The 17,506-nt window shown below is 67.9% G+C and carries 15 protein-coding genes and 1 pseudogene; 10 read left to right on the top strand and 6 right to left on the bottom strand.

The window, feature by feature from the left end; all coding sequences use genetic code 11:
- Window positions 1-34 precede the first annotated feature (34 nt).
- From PL79_RS09805 to PL79_RS09770, 8 genes are all read left to right on the top strand, one after another.
- Window positions 35-1,420 carry an L-serine ammonia-lyase gene (locus PL79_RS09805; RefSeq protein WP_044844415.1) on the top strand — a complete coding sequence of 462 codons (1,386 nt, stop codon included), beginning with the start codon at window positions 35-37 and terminating at the stop codon, window positions 1,418-1,420.
- 15 nt (window positions 1,421-1,435) lie between these two features.
- Window positions 1,436-2,680 carry a sarcosine oxidase subunit beta family protein gene (locus PL79_RS09800; protein ID WP_034180813.1) on the top strand — a complete coding sequence of 415 codons (1,245 nt, stop codon included), beginning with the start codon at window positions 1,436-1,438 and terminating at the stop codon, window positions 2,678-2,680.
- Between the two features lie 26 nt (window positions 2,681-2,706).
- On the top strand, window positions 2,707-3,006 hold the full coding sequence (locus tag PL79_RS09795; protein WP_044844414.1) for a sarcosine oxidase subunit delta: 300 nt from the start codon (window positions 2,707-2,709) through the stop codon (window positions 3,004-3,006).
- Window positions 3,003-6,014, top strand: a complete 3,012-nt coding sequence (locus tag PL79_RS09790) for a sarcosine oxidase subunit alpha family protein (protein WP_044844413.1) — start codon at window positions 3,003-3,005, stop codon at window positions 6,012-6,014. The genes PL79_RS09795 and PL79_RS09790 overlap by 4 nt, the downstream gene beginning before the upstream one ends.
- Window positions 6,004-6,633, top strand: a complete 630-nt coding sequence (locus tag PL79_RS09785; RefSeq protein ID WP_044844412.1) for a sarcosine oxidase subunit gamma — start codon at window positions 6,004-6,006, stop codon at window positions 6,631-6,633. The genes PL79_RS09790 and PL79_RS09785 overlap by 11 nt, the downstream gene beginning before the upstream one ends.
- Window positions 6,630-7,070 carry a dihydroneopterin aldolase gene (locus PL79_RS09780; protein WP_006749884.1) on the top strand — a complete coding sequence of 147 codons (441 nt, stop codon included), beginning with the start codon at window positions 6,630-6,632 and terminating at the stop codon, window positions 7,068-7,070. The genes PL79_RS09785 and PL79_RS09780 overlap by 4 nt, the downstream gene beginning before the upstream one ends.
- A gap of 240 nt (window positions 7,071-7,310) precedes the next feature.
- Window positions 7,311-7,646, top strand: a complete 336-nt coding sequence (locus PL79_RS09775; protein WP_044844411.1) for a helix-turn-helix domain-containing protein — start codon at window positions 7,311-7,313, stop codon at window positions 7,644-7,646.
- Entirely contained in the window at window positions 7,646-8,998 is a 1,353-nt protein-coding gene (locus PL79_RS09770; RefSeq protein ID WP_044844410.1) for a HipA domain-containing protein, read from the top strand. The genes PL79_RS09775 and PL79_RS09770 overlap by 1 nt, the downstream gene beginning before the upstream one ends.
- Before the next feature lie 14 nt (window positions 8,999-9,012).
- Here PL79_RS09770 and PL79_RS09765 read toward each other — a convergent pair whose 3' ends face one another.
- From PL79_RS09765 to osmF, 5 genes and pseudogenes are all read right to left on the bottom strand, one after another.
- Window positions 9,013-9,681, bottom strand: coding sequence for a lytic transglycosylase domain-containing protein (locus PL79_RS09765; protein WP_044844409.1), 669 nt, complete (start codon window positions 9,679-9,681; stop codon window positions 9,013-9,015).
- A 232-nt stretch (window positions 9,682-9,913) separates the two neighbouring features.
- The gene (locus PL79_RS09760) at window positions 9,914-10,687 is read right to left on the bottom strand and encodes an ABC transporter permease (protein ID WP_044844408.1); all 774 of its coding nucleotides are present in this window, start codon (window positions 10,685-10,687) and stop codon (window positions 9,914-9,916) included.
- Entirely contained in the window at window positions 10,684-11,622 is a 939-nt protein-coding gene (locus tag PL79_RS09755; protein ID WP_044844407.1) for an ABC transporter ATP-binding protein, read from the bottom strand. Before PL79_RS09755 ends, PL79_RS09760 begins: the two co-directional genes overlap by 4 nt.
- Window positions 11,619-12,793: pseudogene (locus tag PL79_RS09750) on the bottom strand (ABC transporter permease). The gene PL79_RS09755 and the pseudogene PL79_RS09750 overlap by 4 nt, the downstream one beginning before the upstream one ends.
- A complete protein-coding gene (gene osmF, locus PL79_RS09745; RefSeq protein ID WP_044844405.1) occupies window positions 12,790-13,713 on the bottom strand; it encodes a glycine betaine ABC transporter substrate-binding protein OsmF in 924 nt (307 codons plus the stop codon). The pseudogene PL79_RS09750 and the gene osmF overlap by 4 nt, the downstream one beginning before the upstream one ends.
- A 166-nt stretch (window positions 13,714-13,879) precedes the next feature.
- On the opposite strand from osmF, the gene PL79_RS09740 reads away from it, so the two are divergent.
- The gene (locus tag PL79_RS09740) at window positions 13,880-14,809 is read left to right on the top strand and encodes a 2-hydroxyacid dehydrogenase (protein WP_044844404.1); all 930 of its coding nucleotides are present in this window, start codon (window positions 13,880-13,882) and stop codon (window positions 14,807-14,809) included.
- 169 nt (window positions 14,810-14,978) lie between these two features.
- Window positions 14,979-15,119: a hypothetical protein gene (locus PL79_RS36105; RefSeq protein ID WP_193759827.1), complete on the top strand. Its 141-nt coding sequence runs from the start codon at window positions 14,979-14,981 to the stop codon at window positions 15,117-15,119.
- 151 nt (window positions 15,120-15,270) lie between these two features.
- On the opposite strand, the gene PL79_RS09735 is transcribed toward PL79_RS36105, so the two are convergent.
- Window positions 15,271-17,226 carry a Xaa-Pro dipeptidyl-peptidase gene (locus PL79_RS09735; protein WP_044844403.1) on the bottom strand — a complete coding sequence of 652 codons (1,956 nt, stop codon included), beginning with the start codon at window positions 17,224-17,226 and terminating at the stop codon, window positions 15,271-15,273.
- Window positions 17,227-17,506: the final 280 nt, after the last annotated feature.

Below are 17,506 nucleotides of genomic sequence, written 5' to 3'. Positions count from 1 at the left end.
GACATTTCACGTACGCCCACCCAGAGGAAGCCAGATGAACGTCAGCGCGTTCGACCTGTTCAAGATCGGCATCGGCCCGTCCAGTTCGCATACGGTCGGCCCGATGATCGCCGCGTGCCGCTTCGCGTCGCACATCGAGGACGCGAACCTGCTCGGCTTCGTGCGCCGCGTGCGGGTCGAACTATACGGCTCGCTCGGTGCAACGGGCAAGGGCCACGGCACCGACAAGGCGGTGCTGCTCGGCCTCGAGGGCCACCTGCCGGACACGATCGATCCGGACCTGATCGAGCCGCGGCTCGCGGCGATCCGCGCGGAGAAGTCGCTGGCGCTGCTCGGCAAGCAGACGATCCGCTTCGACGAGAAGGAGAACATCGGCTTCTACCGCAAGCTGATGAGCGGCACGAGCATCGTGCATCCGAACGGGATGCGCTTCCAGGCGTTCGACGAGCACGGCCAGCTGCTCGTCGAGAAAGAGTATTACTCGGTCGGCGGCGGCTTCGTCGTGAACCGCGACGGCGATCGCGTGAACGGCGTGCGCGCGGCGGTCGAGGTGCCGTATCCGTTCCGCACCGGCGACGACCTGATGCGCCAGTGCCGCGAACACGGGCTGTCGATCGCCGAACTGATGCTGCGCAACGAATGCGCGCTGCGCCCCGAGGACGAAGTGCGCGCCGGGCTGCTTGCGATCTGGCGCACGATGGCCGCATGCGTCGAGCGCGGCTGCAAGGTCGAGGGCGAACTGCCGGGCCCGATGCGCGTGAAGCGCCGCGCGGCCGAACTGAACGGCCGCCTGCGCGCGCGTTCGGAGGAGTCGCTGCGCGATCCGCTGTCGATGCTCGACTGGGTCAACCTGTACGCGATGGCCGTCAATGAAGAGAACGCGGCCGGCGGCCGGGTCGTCACCGCGCCGACCAACGGCGCGGCCGGCGTGATTCCCGCGGTGCTGCACTACTACGTGAAATTCGTGCCGGGCTCGAACGAAGCCGGCATCGTCGAATTCCTGCTGACGGCCGCGGCGATCGGGATCATCTACAAGGAAACGGCGTCGATCTCCGGCGCGGAAGTCGGCTGCCAGGGCGAAGTGGGTGTCGCGTGCTCGATGGCCGCCGCCGCGCTGGCCGCGGTGATGGGCGGCACGCCCGACCAGGTCGAGAACGCGGCCGAGATCGGCATGGAGCACAACCTCGGCATGACCTGCGATCCGGTCGGCGGGCTCGTGCAGATTCCGTGCATCGAACGCAACGCGATGGGCGCGATCAAGGCGCTGAACGCGTCGCGCATGGCGCTCAAGGGTAACGGCCAGCACTACGTCTCGCTTGATTCGGTGATCAAGACGATGCGCGAGACGGGGGCCGACATGAAGACGAAATACAAGGAAACGTCGCGCGGCGGTCTTGCCGTGAACGTCATCGAATGCTAACGAAGGATCACTAACATGAGCCGCTACTCGATATTCAGCCTGTTCCGCAACGGCCTCTCGTATCACGAGAACTGGGAAAAGCAGTGGAAGAGCCCGGAACCGAAGAAGGAATACGACGTCGTGATCGTCGGCGGCGGCGGCCACGGCCTCGCGACCGCGTACTACCTCGCGAAGGAGCACGGCATCACGAACGTCGCGATCCTCGAGAAGGGCTGGATCGGCGGCGGCAACACCGCGCGCAACACGACGATCGTGCGCTCGAACTACCTGTGGGACGAATCGGCCGCGCTGTACGAGAAGGCGATGAAGCTGTGGGAAGGGCTGTCGCAGGACCTCAACTACAACGTGATGTTCAGCCAGCGCGGCGTGATGAACCTCGCGCACACGCTGCAGGACGTGCGTGACACCGAGCGTCGCGTGAACGCGAACCGCCTGAACGGCGTCGACGCCGAATTCCTGACGCCCGCGCAGATCAAGGAAATCGAGCCGACCATCAACCTGAACAGCCGCTACCCGGTGCTCGGCGCATCGATCCAGCGCCGTGCGGGCGTCGCGCGTCACGACGCGGTGGCCTGGGGCTTCGCGCGCGGCGCCGACCGCGCCGGTGTCGACATCATCCAGAACTGCCAGGTGACGGGGATTCGCCGCGAAGGCGGCGCGGTGGTCGGCGTCGACACGGTGAAGGGCTTCATCAAGGCGAAGAAGGTCGCGGTGGTCGCGGCCGGCAACACGACGACGCTCGCCGACATGGCCGGCGTGCGCCTGCCGATCGAAAGCCACCCGCTGCAGGCACTCGTGTCCGAGCCGATCAAGCCGGTGGTGAACTCGGTGATCATGTCGAACGCGGTGCACGCGTACATCAGCCAGTCCGACAAGGGCGACCTCGTGATCGGCGCCGGTATCGACCAGTACACGGGCTTCGGCCAGCGCGGCAGCTTCCACATCATCGAAAGCACGCTGCAGGCGATCATCGAGATGTTCCCGGTGTTCTCGCGCGTGCGGATGAACCGCCAGTGGGGCGGCATCGTCGACGTGTCGCCGGACGCCTGCCCGATCATCACCAAGACCGACGTGAAGGGCCTCTATTTCAACTGCGGCTGGGGTACCGGCGGCTTCAAGGCGACGCCGGGCTCGGGCTGGGTGTTCGCGCACACGATCGCCCGCGACGAACCGCATCCGCTGAACGCCCCGTTCGCGCTCGACCGCTTCTACACGGGCCACCTGATCGACGAACACGGCGCTGCCGCCGTTGCGCACTAAACCCGACGACCATTGGAGAAAGAAACATGTTGCTGATCGAATGTCCGTGGTGCGGGCCGCGCGCCGAATCCGAGTTCACGTGCGGCGGTGAAGCCGACATCGTGCGCCCGGTCGCGAACGAGACCATGACCGACCGCGAATGGGGCGAATACGTGTTCATGCGCGAGAACAAGCGCGGCCTGCACAAGGAGCAATGGCTGCACACGCAGGGCTGCCGCCGCTGGTTCAAGGTGACGCGCGACACGGTGACCTACGATATCAAGGGCTACGAAAAGTTCGGTGGGGCTGCCACCGGCAACGCACACGAAGAGGGCACGAGCAAATGAGCCAGAAAGACCGCCTCGGCACCGGTGGCCGCATCAATCGCGCGATTCCGCTGACGTTCACGTTCAACGGCCGCACGTACCAGGGCTTCCAGGGCGACACGCTCGCGTCCGCGCTGCTCGCGAACGGCGTGCACTTCGTCGCGCGCAGCTTCAAGTACCACCGTCCGCGCGGGATCGTGACGGCGGACGTCGCGGAACCGAATGCCGTCGTGCAGCTCGAAACCGGCCCGTACACGGTGCCGAACGCGCGCGCGACCGAGATCGAGCTGTACCAGGGCCTCGTCGCGACGAGCGTGAACGCCGAGCCGTCGCTCGAGAACGACAAGTACGCGATCAACCAGAAGTTCTCGCGCTTCATGCCGGCGGGCTTCTACTACAAGACCTTCATGTGGCCGCGCAACATGTGGCCGAAGTACGAAGAGAAGATCCGTGAGGCCGCCGGCCTCGGCAAGGCGCCCGAAGTGCTCGACGCCGATCGCTACGACAAATGCTACGCGCACTGCGACGTGCTCGTGGTCGGCGGTGGCCCGTCGGGCCTCGCCGCCGCGCATGCGGCAGCGATCGCCGGCGCACGCGTGATCCTCGTCGACGACCAGCGCGAACTCGGCGGCAGCCTGCTGTCGTGCCGCGCGGAAATCGACGCGAAGCCCGCGCTGCAGTGGGTCGAGAAGATCGAGGCCGAGCTGCGCAAGCTGCCCGACGTGACGATCCTGTCGCGCAGCACGGCGTTCGGCTACCAGGACCACAACCTCGTGACGGTCACGCAGCGCCTGACCGATCACCAGCCGGTGTCGATGCGCAAGGGCACGCGCGAGCTGCTGTGGAAGGTCCGCGCGAAGCGCGTGATCCTCGCGACCGGCGCGCACGAGCGTCCGATCGTGTTCGGCAACAACGACCTGCCGGGCGTGATGCTCGCCGGCGCGGTGTCCACCTACGTGCATCGCTACGGCGTGCTGCCGGGCCGCAACGTGGTCGTGTTCACGAACAACGACCGTGCGTACCAGACCGCGCTCGACCTGAAGGCATGCGGCGCGAAGGTGACCGTCGTCGATTCGCGTGCGTCGTCGAACGGCGCGCTGCCCGCGGCCGCGAAGCGGCAGGGCGTGACGGTGATGAGCGGTGCGGTCGTGACGGCCGCTTCGGGCAAGTGGCGCGTATCGTCGGTCGACGTCGCGTCCTACTCGAACGGCCAGACCGGCGGCAAGCTGCAGTCGCTGCCGTGCGACCTCGTCGCGATGTCGGGCGGCTTCAGCCCGGTGCTGCACCTGTTCGCGCAGTCGGGCGGCAAGGCGTGCTGGAGCGACGAGAAGGCGTGCTTCCTGCCGGGCAAGCCCGTGCAGGCCGAAGCGAGCGTCGGTGCGGCCGCGGGCGAGTTCGGTCTCGCCCGTGCGCTGCGGCTCGCGGTCGACGCGGGCGCCGAAGCGGCGAAGGCCGCGGGCTTCACGGCCGCGCAGCGCCCCGTCGCGCCGCAGGTCGCGGAAACCGTCGAAGGTGCGCTGCAGCCGTTGTGGCTCGTCGGCAGCCGCGAGGCCGCCGCACGCGGGCCGAAGCAGTTCGTCGACTTCCAGAACGACGTGGCGGCCGCCGACATCCTGCTGGCCGCGCGTGAAGGCTTCGAGTCGGTCGAGCACGTGAAGCGCTACACCGCGATGGGCTTCGGCACCGACCAGGGCAAGCTCGGCAACATCAACGGGATGGCGATCCTCGCGCAGGCGCTCGGCAAGACGATTCCGGAAACGGGCACGACGACGTTCCGCCCGAACTACACGCCCGTGTCGTTCGGTACGTTCGCGGGCCGCGAGACGGGCGACTTCCTCGACCCGATCCGCAAGACGGCCGTGCACGAATGGCACGTCGAGCACGGTGCGATGTTCGAGGACGTCGGCAACTGGAAGCGGCCGTGGTACTTCCCGAAGAAGGGCGAGGACCTGCATGCGGCCGTGAAGCGCGAATGCCTCGCGGTGCGCAACGGCGTCGGCATCCTCGACGCGTCGACGCTCGGCAAGATCGACATCCAGGGCCCGGACGCGGTGAAGCTGCTGAACTGGATGTACACGAACCCGTGGAACAAGCTCGAGATCGGCAAGTGCCGCTACGGGCTGATGCTCGACGAAAACGGGATGGTGTTCGACGACGGCGTGACGGTGCGCCTCGCCGACCAGCATTTCATGATGACGACGACCACCGGCGGCGCGGCGCGCGTGCTCACGTGGCTCGAGCGCTGGCTGCAGACCGAATGGCCCGACATGAAGGTGCGGCTCGCGTCCGTCACCGATCACTGGGCGACGTTCGCGGTGGTCGGCCCGAAGAGCCGCAAGGTCGTGCAGAAGGTCTGCCAGGACATCGACTTCGGCAACGACGCGTTCCCGTTCATGAGCTACCGGAACGGCACCGTCGCGGGCGCGAAGGCGCGCGTGATGCGGATCAGCTTCTCGGGCGAGCTCGCCTATGAAGTGAACGTGCCGGCCAACGCGGGCCGCGCGGTGTGGGAAGCGCTGATGGCAGCCGGTGCCGAGTTCGACATCACGCCGTACGGCACGGAAACGATGCACGTGCTGCGCGCGGAGAAGGGCTACATCATCGTCGGCCAGGACACCGACGGCTCGATCACGCCGTACGACCTCGGGATGGGCGGGCTCGTCGCGAAGTCGAAGGACTTCCTCGGCAAGCGTTCGCTGTCGCGCTCCGATACGTCGAAGGAAGGCCGCAAGCAGTTCGTCGGCCTGCTGACCGAGGACGAACAGTTCGTGCTGCCGGAAGGCGCGCAGATCATCGCGAAGGACACGCAGGTGTCGGCGGTCGATCCGACGCCGATGATCGGCCACGTGACGTCGAGTTATTACAGCCCGATCCTGAAGCGCTCGATTGCGCTGGCGGTGGTGAAGGGCGGCCTGAACAAGATGGGCGAGAGCGTCGTGATTCCGCTGGCCAACGGCAAGCGCATCACCGCGAAGATCTCGAGCCCGGTTTTCTACGATACCGAAGGGGTGCGCCAGCATGTGGAATGAAACGAGAAACCAGACGCCGGTGGCGGGCGCGGGCGTGACGCTTGAATCGCCGTTCGTCGGCGCGGCCGATGTGCTGAAGCTGCACCAGGCGCGCGCATCGAAGAAGTTCACGCTGCGCGAGCGGCCGTTCCTCGATCTCGTGAACGTGCGCGGCGAGCTGAGCGACCCGGCATTCGTCAGCGCGTTCGAGCGCGTGGTCGGCTGCCGGCCGCCGGCGGTGCCGAACACGGTCGCGCGCGGCGCCGAGTACGACGTGCTGTGGCTCGGTCCCGACGAGTGGCTCGTGCGCTCGAACGGGCCCGTGCAGGCGGGCGTGCTCGAGGCGCAGCTCGCGGAGGCCGTGCAGGGTTCGTATGCGGCGGCCGTCGACGTCGGCAGCGGCTACACGGTCGTCGAGGTCAGCGGCGAACGCGTGCGCGACGTGATCGCGCGCGGCTGCCCGCTCGACCTGCATCCGCGTGTGCTCAAGCCGGGCCAGTGCGCGCAGTCGCACTACTTCAAGTCGCCGATCACGCTGATCCCGACCGGCGACGATACGTTCGAGATCGTCCTGCGCCGCAGCTTCGCCGACTATTTCGTGCGCATCATGCTCGACGCCGCGGCGCCGCTCGCATCATGAAGCCGTTCGACGAACCGTTCGTGGCGATCGACGCGCCGCGCCTGCGCGGGCGCGGCTGGAGCGTGTTCGTCGACGAACTGAAGGTGCCCGCGCGGATCGGCATCCACGCGCACGAGCACGAGGCGCCGCAGCCGATCGTGATCGATGCGCGGCTCGGGTATCGCTGCGAGCCGAGCGAGCAGGGCGAGTGGATCGACTACGACGGCTACTGCGCGCGCGTCGCGTCGTTCCTGTCGCACAAGCCGCATACGCGGCTGCTGGAGACGCTCGTCGCCGATCTCGCGGTGCTGTCGTTCCGCGAATGGCCCGCGCTGGAGTCGCTGACGCTGTCGATGTACAAGCCGAAGATCCGGCCGGGGACGAAGCGCGTGGGCGTGTCGCTCGACTGGACGCGCGGGGATTACCTGCGGTGGACGGGGGCGGCGGGGCAGCTTTGAGCGGGTAGGGCTGGTCGGCGGGATCCGGTCAGTGCGAGACGGCGGCGCGGAGGCGTCGCCGTTTCCATTTATAATTCCTGAAATATGCGAATAATCGACGGTCACGTGCCGTTCTCGATTTTATTCCTGAAATACCGGAACAATTGGCCGTTCGGCCGTTGAACCATTATAATTCCGATATTTACGTAACTATGCCGTCAGCTGCCTGTGACGGCGCTTTGTTCCTGAAATTTCGGAATTATGGCCCGAACCTTACCGCAACCCATCGCGGCACCCGACCCGTTCGCACCGGACCTTGCCGCCCTGGGCGCGCTCGTGCGCAACCGGCGCGCGCAGAACCAGATGCGGATCGACGATGCGGCCGACATGCTCGGCGTCTCCAAGGACGTCCTGTCGCGGCTCGAAAACGGCCGCGCGGTGAGTCTCGACAAGCTGTTCAAGGTACTGGACGGCTTCGGCCTCAATTTGCTCGTCGTGCCGAAACGCGACGTCCCGGCGGCGCGCAACGCATTGCGTGACACCGCGACGGTGCGCGCCGCTTTGCCAGGCTCGTCCGGTTTGCCCGAGGGCCCGTGATGATCCATCGTCTGCGCATTTCGGCCGATGGCTCGCCGGTCGGGCAGTTGACTTACGATGCCCGCCGCGACGACTACGGCTTTTCCTACGATCCGGCGTGGCTGGCACGCGGCGATGCGTTTGCGCTGTCGCCGTGCATTCCGCTCGACGGGGGAATCCCGCCGTCGGGCGCGATCCAGCGCTTCGTGGGCAACCTGCTGCCCGAGGGCCGTGCACTCGACGTGGCCGCCTCGATGTATCAGATGTCGAAGGACAACGTTTTCGGCCTGATTCGAATGCTCGGCAAGGAGCCCGTCGGTGCGTTGAGCTTCGTTCCGGACGACGGTTCGCCCGCACGGGCGCCTGAAACCCTCGAACCCGTGCGCCGACCGATCTCCGCGGAGGAACTGACCGATCGTATCCGCAAGCGCGATGCGATTCCGTTTCCCGTGTGGGACGATCAGGTACGCCTGTCGATCGCCGGCCATCAGGACAAACTGCAGGTGCTCGTCGAGGGTGAACGGTATGCGCTTGTCGACGGGGCGCTCAGCAGTTCGCACATTCTGAAGCCTGAGTCGCGCAGCCCGCAGGCGCCGTTCATGGTGGCCAACGAGCATTTCTGCATGACGCTGGCGGCCCGCATGGGCTTGCCGGTCGCGCATGTCGAGATTCGGCGCATCCCCGAACCAATTCTGCTGATCGAACGATTCGACCGGGTCGTGACGACCGATCCGGAGGATCCGCAGCGCGTGAGCGCGGTGCGGCGACTTCATGTCATCGATGGATGCCAGGCCCTCGACTTGCCGGCGACACTCAAATACGAACGCAATCTCGGCAACAATGCGGACGTACGCAATATCCGCGAAGGCGTGAGCTTCGAAAAGCTGTTTTCGCTGACGCCGTTTCTCGAGACGCCCGCCGCCGCGCGTTCGGCCATGTTGCGCTGGGCGTTGTTGCAGCTGCTGATCGGCAACAGCGACGCGCACGGCAAGAACATTTCGTTTTTCGTCAGCAGCGGCGGGCTCGATCCGGCGCCGCTTTACGACCTGGTGTGCGTGAATGTCTACGGCGACGCCTATGTGCAGGACATGGCGATGGCGTACGGCGATGTGTTTCGCACCGAGGAGCTCACGGCTTTCGCGCTCGCGGACTTCGCGCATCGTGTGCGGATCCGGCCGGCGCTCGTTGCGCGTGAAATGACGCGGATGGCGACGCTGGCCGGGAAGCTGGCTCCCGAACTGGCGGAATCCGGCGTGTACGCAGGCGACGAGCGTGCATGGGTACACCGTATTTCGGAGTACGTGCGAGCTCAGGCCGAGCGCGTCCTGCGGATTGCGCCCATGGTGCCCAAGGTCAACGTCGAGCTGCTCTGACGCGCGCGGTGCGCCTACTTTGCGTTGCGGCTCGCGGCGGGCGCCGCGGTCGACGGATCGCTGACCGGCACCATGCGCGGGTTCGTGTCGTTCGAGCCTTTCGCGCCGTCTTCCGGTTCGAGCACGAAGCGGAACGCGTCGACCCGCTGCATCACCTTCGCCGCATACGCGTTGGAGCCGCCATAACTCCTCAGCCCGGCTTGCACGTTGCCGCCGGCCGCCCGCACATAGCCCGACAGGATTTTGGAGCCCGCTTCGACGTTCGCATTCGGCTCGGTGAGGTCCTTCACGTCGCGCAGCATGCCGCGGTGCGCGGACGGCACGACCTGCATCAGCCCGGTCGCGCCGTGCTGGCCGCGCGCCTTTTCCTGGAAGCGCGATTCGATCGAGATAATCGCGTAAACGAGTGCCGGAGGCAGTGAATATTTCGTCGCAGTGACGCTCACGATATCGGCGAGCTTCGCGGCGCGCTCTTTCGCGACACCGAATTTCCTGGTCAGGTACGACGTGATGCGGCGGTTTTCTTCGTTCGGCTGATCGTTCGCGAGCGGTGCGGAGGCCATGCTCGGCGCGGATGCGGCCGCTTCGGGCGCGGAGGCAGGCAGGGTGGGCGCCTGCTGCGCCGACGCCTGTTGCGCAATGCCGAGCGAAAGCACGATCAGCCAGAGAAACCGTCGTCGCATGGTGGAGTGCGGGGAAATGAGAGGCGCATAGTATATCGGCCAATCGTCGTGCGCGTTCGAGCGCAGGCTCGAATGAAAGCACGATGTAGGCTTGTATCGATGCGCGCGGTGCGCAGACAGGATCGTTGCACGAACACGCATCGGAGTCCGGATGAAGCGCGCCCGTTTTTTTTGCGCCCCCTTGTTCTCCCGCGACGCAACGACTGCGGGTGCGTAATCCGCCTGCCGCGTGCTACGCCCGCCGCGCGCCCGCCACTCGCGCGATCGCCCCGATCGCATCGCTGACCAGCACCGCGAGCAGCCCGACGATCACGCCGCCCTGCAGCACGAACGCGGTGTTCGACGTCTGCAGGCCCGCGATGATCACGTCGCCGAGCCCGCGCGCGGCAACCGTCGAGCCGATCGTCGCGGTGCCGAGATTGATCACGACCGCGAGCCGGATGCCGTTCACGATCACCGGAAACGCGAGCGGCAGCTCGACCGACACCAGCTGCTGCCAGCCGCTCATCCCCATCCCGCGCGCGGCGTCGACGACGTCGCGCGGCACGTCCTCGAGCCCCGCGATCGTGCTCTCGAAAACCGGCAGGAGCCCGTACAGCACGAGCGCGATCAGCACCGGTTTCAACCCGAAGCCGACGGCCGGTACCGCGAGCGCGAGCACCGCGACGGGCGGAAAGGTCTGGCCGATGTCGACGACGCTGCGCGCGACCGGCAGGAAATCCGCGCCGGCCGGCCGCGTGACCGCGATCCCGGCCGCGACCGCGACCAGCGTGCCGAGCAGGCTCGACAGCGCGACGGTGCCGAGATGCGCGAGCGTGAGATCGAGCAGGCTCGCGCGGTCGTAGATGACCGGCGCGCCGTTGTCCGCGAACGGCGCGAACACGCCCTGCAGCCACGCGGGGCGCAACAGCAGCACGAGCAGCAGCGCGAGCGCGGCCGCGCGTGCGACATGCGCGGGCAGCCGCCGCGGCCGGGGCGAATGCGAACGCGCGGGCCGCGTCGTCATGCGGGCTTCCTCGCGTGCGCGCGGATCGCGTCGAGCGTGATGCGGCGCACGTCGGGCCCGTTGCCGCCTTCGACCGGCAATGCGTCCGCTCCGCGCCACAGCAGCTCGGACACCGCGTCGCGCAGCGTGCGTGTCGCGGCGATCGGTTCGCCGTCGGCGTGGCCGGGCTCGGCCACCGCGTCGATCGGCGTCAGCGCGAGCAGGCGCAGCGGCCGGTCGACGCCGGCGACGAGCTGCTCGACGACACCCGCCGCCGGCTTGCCGAGAATCTCGGCCGGCGACGCGACCTGCAGCAGCCGTCCGCCGTCCATCACCGCGATCGTGTCGCCGAGCTTCAGCGCTTCCTCGATATCGTGCGTGACGATCACGACCGTGATGCCGAGGCGGCGCTGCAATGCGTACAGATCGTCCTGCGCCTTGTTGCGGATGATCGGATCGAGGGCGCCGAACGGCTCGTCCATCAGCAGCATCGCGGGCTCGGCCGCGAGCGCGCGCGCGACGCCGACGCGCTGCTGCTGGCCGCCCGACAGTTCGTGCGGCAGCTTGTCCGCGAATTCGGACGGCGCGAGATGAAACAGGTCGAGCAGTTCGCGCACGCGCGCGTCGATGCGCTCGGCCGGCCAGCCGAGCAGGCGCGGCACGGTCGCGATATTGCGCGCGACGCTCCAGTGCGGGAACAGGCCGTGCCCCTGGATCACGTAGCCGATGCGCCGCCGCAACTGCTCGGGCGGCACGCTCGCGGTGTCGACGCCGTCGATGCGGATCGTGCCGCCGGTCGGCGCGATCAGCCGGTTGATCATCCGCAGCAGCGTCGACTTGCCGCTGCCCGATGCGCCGACGAGCGCGGTGATCGTGCCTTGCTTCATCGTCATCGATACGTCGTCGACGGCGACGACGTCGCCGAAGCGTTTGCCGATGCGTTCGATCTCGATCATGCGGTACGTTCCTTCGCGAGCGTGGTCGCGGCTTCGAACACGACGGCGGCCGCCAGCGCGAGCGCGATCGTCGGGATCGCGCCGAGCAGCACGAGATCGGCGGCCGATTGCCCGATTCCCTGGAAGATGAAGATGCCGAACCCGCCGCCGCCGATCAGCGCGGCGACCGCGGTCAGGCCGATGTTCTGCACCAGCACGATGCGCACGCCGCTCAGGATCACCGGCAACGCGAGCACGAGATCGACGCGCAGCAGCCGCTGCGCGCGCGTCATGCCCATCGCGCGTGCTGCTTCGGTCACGTGCGGCGGCACCTGTTCGAGCCCGACCACGACGCTCGACGCGATCGGCAGCAGCGAGTAGAGAAACAGCGCGAGCACGGCCGGCGCGACGCCGATCCCGCGGATGCCGAGCGCGGCCGCGAGCGGCACGTGCGCGGCGAGCAGGCCGAGCGGCGCCATCATCAGCCCGTACATCGCGATGCTCGGGATCGTCTGCACGATATTGAGCACCGGCATCACGACGGTGCGCACCGGCGCGACCGCGCGCATGCGATCCGAGCGGCAGGCCGCGACGAGCGCGCCGCGACCGAGCCGCGCGAGCGCGACGTGCCGGATCGCCTCGCCCGCCAGAAGTCGTCGCTGCGCACCGCGTATTCGCGCATCACGGACAGCCGTCCACCAGCCGCTCGCGAGCCGGCAGCGATTATCGCTGCCACGGCGACGGCGAGCGCGAAGAGCGGCCGCCACGGGCCGAAGGCCGAGCCGCGCGAGCGCGTTCGGCGACGAGGCACGCCCACGCGAACAGCAGCAGCACACGCCGCCGGGGCGACACGGTGCGAGCGCTCGTCGGCGGGGGCGACGGCGTGCGTCGCCGCCGCACCGACCGCGTAGGCCAGCGTCGCGAGCCACGTGCAGCCGGCCGCGAGCCGCCATGCGGGACGGCTCGCCGTCATCGCCCACAACGCGCCGACGAGCCACAGCGCGGCGAGCGCGGCACCCTGCACGGCGGGCAGCGCGGCGAATACCGACAGCCCCGTGCCGGCCGCGATACGGTTCGGCCGCAGCACCATGAACGGCATGCCGAACACCGCCACGATCGTCAGGACACCGATCAGGATACCGACCTTGTCGAGCGTGATGCGCCGCGCGGACGCCACCGCGCGACCCGTCACTTAACGAAGCCTTTCGACTTCAGGTAGCTTTTGGCCACGCCGGCCGCCGGTTCGCCGTTGATCTGGATGCGCGCGTTCAGCGTCTGCAGCGTCTTCAGGTCGAGGCTCGCGAACACGGGTTTCAGGAAGTCGGCGATTTGCGGATGCGCGTTCAGCACGGCTTCGCGAATCACCGGCGTCGGCGCATAGACGGGCTGCACGTGCTTGTCGTCGTCGAGCACGACGAGGCCGCTCGACGAGATGCCGCCGTCGGTGCCGTACACCATCGCCGCGTTCACGCCGTCGGTCTGGTTCGCGGCGGCCTTGATCGTCGCGGCCGTGTCGCCGCCCGACAGCACGACGAGCTGATCGGGTTTCAGCTTGAAGCCGTATGCCTTTTCGAACGACGGCAGCGCGGATGCGCTGTTCACGAACTCGGCCGATGCCGCGAGCTTCAGCTTGCCGCCGCCCGCGATCCACTTGCCGAAGTCGGAGAAGGTCTTCAGGTGCTGCGCTTGCGCGACCGGCGCGAGCACGGCGACGCCCCACGTGTTGTTCGCGGGCGCCGGCGTCAGCCAGACGAGATGGTTCGCCGCGTAGTCGAGCTTCTTCGCGGTGTCGTAGCCCTGGCTCGCGTTCTTCCACAGGGGATCGTCGGCCTTGTTGAAGAAGAACGCCGCGTTGCCCGTGTATTCGGGGTAGATGTCGATCTCGCCGCTCGTGAGCGCCTTGCGCACGATCGGGGTCGTGCCGAGCGCGATCTTTTCGGTGACGGGGATGCCGTGGGCCTTCAGCACCTGTGCGATGACGTTGCCGAGCAGGTTGCCTTCGGTGTCGATTTTCGATGACACCACGACGGGCGTGTCGGCGTGCGCGCCGGGTGCGACGACTGCGGCGGCGAACGCGAGGCCCAGGATGCGGGCGGGCAGGGCGAGCTTCATCGGGGCCTTTCTCCAGAACGGGGACGTACGCCGAAAGTTACTTGACTGAGTCGGCTTTGGCAAACCGCGTGCGGCGGCACGTCCACAGCACGCGTGGGGGTAACCCGCATGCGTCGCACGCCGTTGTTACACTGGAGCGCATTCCCGCCTGCGGACACTTGCTGACATGAAACCCGAGCTACTGGTCCTTATCGCGCTGCGCGACGACGCGCACCGCGAGATCGCCGCGTCGTACGACGTCCACCATGCACCGACCGCCGAGGAACGCGAGCGCGCGATCGCCGAACACGGCCGCACGATTCGCGCGGTGTTGACCAACGGCAGCACGGGCCTGACAGCCGCTGAAATCGACCGTCTGCCGCAGCTCACGTTCGTCAGCGCGCTCGGCGCCGGCTACGAGCACATCGACGTCGCGCATGCGAAGGCGCGCGGCATCACCGTGGTGACGGGCGCGGGCACCAACGACGATTGCGTCGCCGATCATGCGTTCGCGCTGCTGCTGGCGGCGGTGCGCAACGTCGTGCAACTCGATGCGAAGACCCGCGCGGGCGTATGGCGCGACGCGCTGCCGATGCCGCCGAACGTGTCGGGCAAGAAGCTCGGTATCGTCGGGCTCGGCAAGATCGGCGAGAAGTGCGCGCGGCGCGCGGCCGGCTTCGACATCGAGATCGGTTATCACAACCGTTCCGGGAAGGATGTTCCGTATCGCTATTTCGAGCGCGTCGAGGCGCTCGCGCAATGGGCCGATTTCCTGATCGTCGCGACGCCGGGCGGCGCGGGCACGCGTCACCTCATCGACCGCGCGGTGCTCGATGCGCTCGGCCCCGGCGGGTTTCTCGTCAACGTGTCGCGCGGCAGCGTTGTCGATACCGCCGCTTTGGCGGATGCGCTGCGCGAACGGCGCATCGCGGGCGCGGGGCTCGACGTCTACGAAGGCGAGCCGGAGCCGCCGCGCGCGCTGACGGCGCTCGACAATATCGTGCTGACGCCGCACATGGGCGGCTGGTCGCCGGAGGCGCTCGATCGCTCGGTCCAGCAGTTTCTCGACAATGCGGCGCGATATTTCGCCGGGGAGGCGGTGCTGACGCCGCTGTGAGTGTGGTCCGTGCGGCGCGCCGGCATGTATCCGCAACCCGCACGCGAAAATCGGAAAAATTCGCATCAAGGCCGGCCATTCGGCGCCGGAACGTCGATCCCGCTGCAATGACATCGCACTCCATGCCGTCCGGCCGATGCCGGACGTGTGCCGTTCATGGAGCCGATCGATGACTATCGCTGCCGTACCCTTCGTGCCGAGGCGCGGCGGGATGAGCCGCCACTCCCGCGAACATACCGGCAACGATCAACTCGTCGAGCGCGCGAACCTGTGGCCGGATGTCGTGCCCAGGCGTCTTGCGGCGGGCTGAGCCGCATTGTCGATGAAGAACGGCGCCACGCAACGGTGCAGCATCGCCGCGTGGCGCCCAGGGTACGTTTCGTGTGGATTCGGGCGCGTGCGATCGTTCACGATCGCACGCGCATCCTTCGGATCACCGCGCCCGTTTTGCGCGCGCCGGGTCAGGACGACACCAGCGGCACCGTCACCGACGTTCCTGCCGGGTCGAGCGCGAGCCCCGTGCCCGGTGCTGGCCGCAGCGTCGCCTCGTTGTCGCTCGACAGCACGACGAGGCCGAGCCTGTGACCCGCTTCGAGCGTGTAGTCGCGCGGCATGAACGTCAGCTTGAGGTCATACGGCATGCCCGGCAGCACCGGCGCCGAGATCCAGTCCGACACGCGGTTGCGCGGATCGGTCCATGCCCGCGAGACGATCGTCGCCGTGCCGTCCGGCGCGCGGTCGACCAGCAGCGCCGTCACGTTCGCGACGCCGGTGAAGGTCAGCCGCACGCGGGCGGTCGCGGAGCCGGACAGGCGCGTCGCGGTCGTGAACGGAGTCGTCTCGAAGCGGCTGCGATGCTCGCCGGTCGGCGCGTTCGCCAGCGTGAGCGCGGGAATCGACGCATCGTCGGTGAAGCGCGCGAGCGGGCCGCCGCTCGGCAGCCGCGACAGCGTGCCGGTGCCCGTGCCGTCGCCGCCCGCGAAATACGCGACCGGCGTGGCGCGCCGCGCGGCCCAGTCGGTTTCCTTCAGCAGCGTGCCGTCGGCCTGCGCGACCACCGCGCGCGGATCGCGTTCGACGCCGTTGTCGACGCCGATCAGGTAGCGCGTGAACCAGCGGTTCACCTCGGCGGTCCACGCATCGGCCATCGCCGGCACGCGGGTCGGGTCGGTGTGTTTCAGGCGATGCAGCCACAGCTGCGTCGGCACGCCCTGGCGCCGCATCGCGAGATACCACGATGTCGACTGGTCGACGCGCACGTTGTCGTCGGTCAACCCTTGCGCGACGAGTGCCGGCGCGACGGCGTGCTCGGTCGGGATGTCGCGCGCGGCCCAGAACGGCGAATAGTCGCCCGTCTTGCGGTCTTCCTGCTGCAGCGCTTCGTCGACCAGGTGCGTGCAGCGCTCCGGATGCGCATTCGTCAGCAGCGCCTTGATATAGACGTCGACGTCCTCACCTTGATAGCCTTCCGGCGCGCGCACGAGGCCGCCCGAGCGATAGTAGCCGTACATGTTCGACAACCCGGCGATCGGCACGATCGCATCGAGCCCGCGCGTGCGCAGGCTCGCGACCATCTTCGGCAGCGTGCCGTCGTACGACACGCCGTACATTCCGACGTGGCCCGTCGACCAGCTCGCGACGACTGCCTTGCCGCTCGCATCCTTCGCGGTCGCATCGCGGCCGAGCCAGCGGATCACCGACGCCATCGCGACGGATTCGTCGCGCGTGAGGATCGTCGGGCAGCCGTCGGAGCCGGCGGTGCCGAGCGAGTCCGCATAGACGATCGTGAAGCCGCGCGGCACGAAGTAGCCTTCGATCCATGAACGGCCGGCGGCGGCCGCTTCGAGCTGCTGCAGCATGCGCACTTGCGGCGCGGCGGCCATGATCCGCGCGGACGCGCCGCCGGGGGCGGCGGCCGTCGCAACGGGATGCGGCGAGCCGTCGAGTTCGACGTCGACGTCGTGGTTCGGGCTGTCGGCAAGCCCCGCGTAGTACGGGCTCGCGAGCACGATGACCGGCGTGCGCGCGCCGCTGGCGGTCTCGGACGGACGCACGACGCGCACGTGAATGCGGTCGCGCGTACCGTCGCCGTCGGAGTCGACCGGCGTGTCGATCCACGCGTTTTCCTCGATCGTGCCGCCCGACAGCGACGGCTGTACCTGGCCGTTGCTGATCACCGGTTTGTAGCGTCCGCCGCTCGCCGGGTTCGCGTACGGGACGCCGGACGGCGACACGCGCGCTGCGAGCGATTGAGCGCCGGCCGCCGCCGATGCAGCGGCCTCGTCCTGTTGATTTTGCGCGAGCGCGGAGACGCCTGCCACGCTGCCGCCGTCGTCACCGCCGCACGCGGCGAGCGTCGCGGCCGCGACGAGCGCGGGTAGCCATGCGCTGCGCGATCCTCTGATATGAAATTGCATTGCCGACCTCGTTCTTTTGATTGTGTGGATACGACCGTTCCGCGATACGCCCCCTGCGGGCCGGGCCGATTACTGCATGCGACGAAGAGGAAACTGCACCATCGGGACAACGCCGGGCGCGATCCCGGCCGGAAAGCGGCGGTAGTGCATTGCTGTCATGCAGGACTGCGAATCAAATGCGTGCGTGCCACGCGTCCTTCCAGATGAAACGGAACGACATCATTCGATGAGACGGGGATGTTGCGAGCTGCGGTGCTGCGCTGCGAAAAAACACGACGCG

This window comes from Burkholderia sp. USMB20 (genome assembly GCF_000949135.2).
GTDB lineage: Bacteria > Pseudomonadota > Gammaproteobacteria > Burkholderiales > Burkholderiaceae > Burkholderia.
This window is presented reverse-complemented; position numbering and strand designations above follow the sequence as displayed.

Bases quoted from the DNA above. Each gene is read 5' to 3' on its own strand.
- PL79_RS09735 (WP_044844403.1), bottom strand. From the start codon at position 17,226: ATGCAATTTCATATCAGAGGATCGCGCAGCGCATGGCTACCCGCGCTC.
- PL79_RS09805 (WP_044844415.1), top strand. From the start codon at position 35: ATGAACGTCAGCGCGTTCGACCTGTTCAAGATCGGCATCGGCCCGTCC.
- osmF (WP_044844405.1), bottom strand. From the start codon at position 13,713: ATGAAGCTCGCCCTGCCCGCCCGCATCCTGGGCCTCGCGTTCGCCGCC.
- PL79_RS09800 (WP_034180813.1), top strand. From the start codon at position 1,436: ATGAGCCGCTACTCGATATTCAGCCTGTTCCGCAACGGCCTCTCGTAT.
- PL79_RS09780 (WP_006749884.1), top strand. From the start codon at position 6,630: ATGAAGCCGTTCGACGAACCGTTCGTGGCGATCGACGCGCCGCGCCTG.
- PL79_RS09755 (WP_044844407.1), bottom strand. From the start codon at position 11,622: ATGATCGAGATCGAACGCATCGGCAAACGCTTCGGCGACGTCGTCGCC.
- PL79_RS09765 (WP_044844409.1), bottom strand. From the start codon at position 9,681: ATGCGACGACGGTTTCTCTGGCTGATCGTGCTTTCGCTCGGCATTGCG.
- PL79_RS09795 (WP_044844414.1), top strand. From the start codon at position 2,707: ATGTTGCTGATCGAATGTCCGTGGTGCGGGCCGCGCGCCGAATCCGAG.
- PL79_RS09770 (WP_044844410.1), top strand. From the start codon at position 7,646: ATGATCCATCGTCTGCGCATTTCGGCCGATGGCTCGCCGGTCGGGCAG.
- PL79_RS09775 (WP_044844411.1), top strand. From the start codon at position 7,311: ATGGCCCGAACCTTACCGCAACCCATCGCGGCACCCGACCCGTTCGCA.
- PL79_RS09790 (WP_044844413.1), top strand. From the start codon at position 3,003: ATGAGCCAGAAAGACCGCCTCGGCACCGGTGGCCGCATCAATCGCGCG.
- PL79_RS09760 (WP_044844408.1), bottom strand. From the start codon at position 10,687: ATGACGACGCGGCCCGCGCGTTCGCATTCGCCCCGGCCGCGGCGGCTG.
- PL79_RS09785 (WP_044844412.1), top strand. From the start codon at position 6,004: ATGTGGAATGAAACGAGAAACCAGACGCCGGTGGCGGGCGCGGGCGTG.
- PL79_RS36105 (WP_193759827.1), top strand. From the start codon at position 14,979: ATGACTATCGCTGCCGTACCCTTCGTGCCGAGGCGCGGCGGGATGAGC.
- PL79_RS09740 (WP_044844404.1), top strand. From the start codon at position 13,880: ATGAAACCCGAGCTACTGGTCCTTATCGCGCTGCGCGACGACGCGCAC.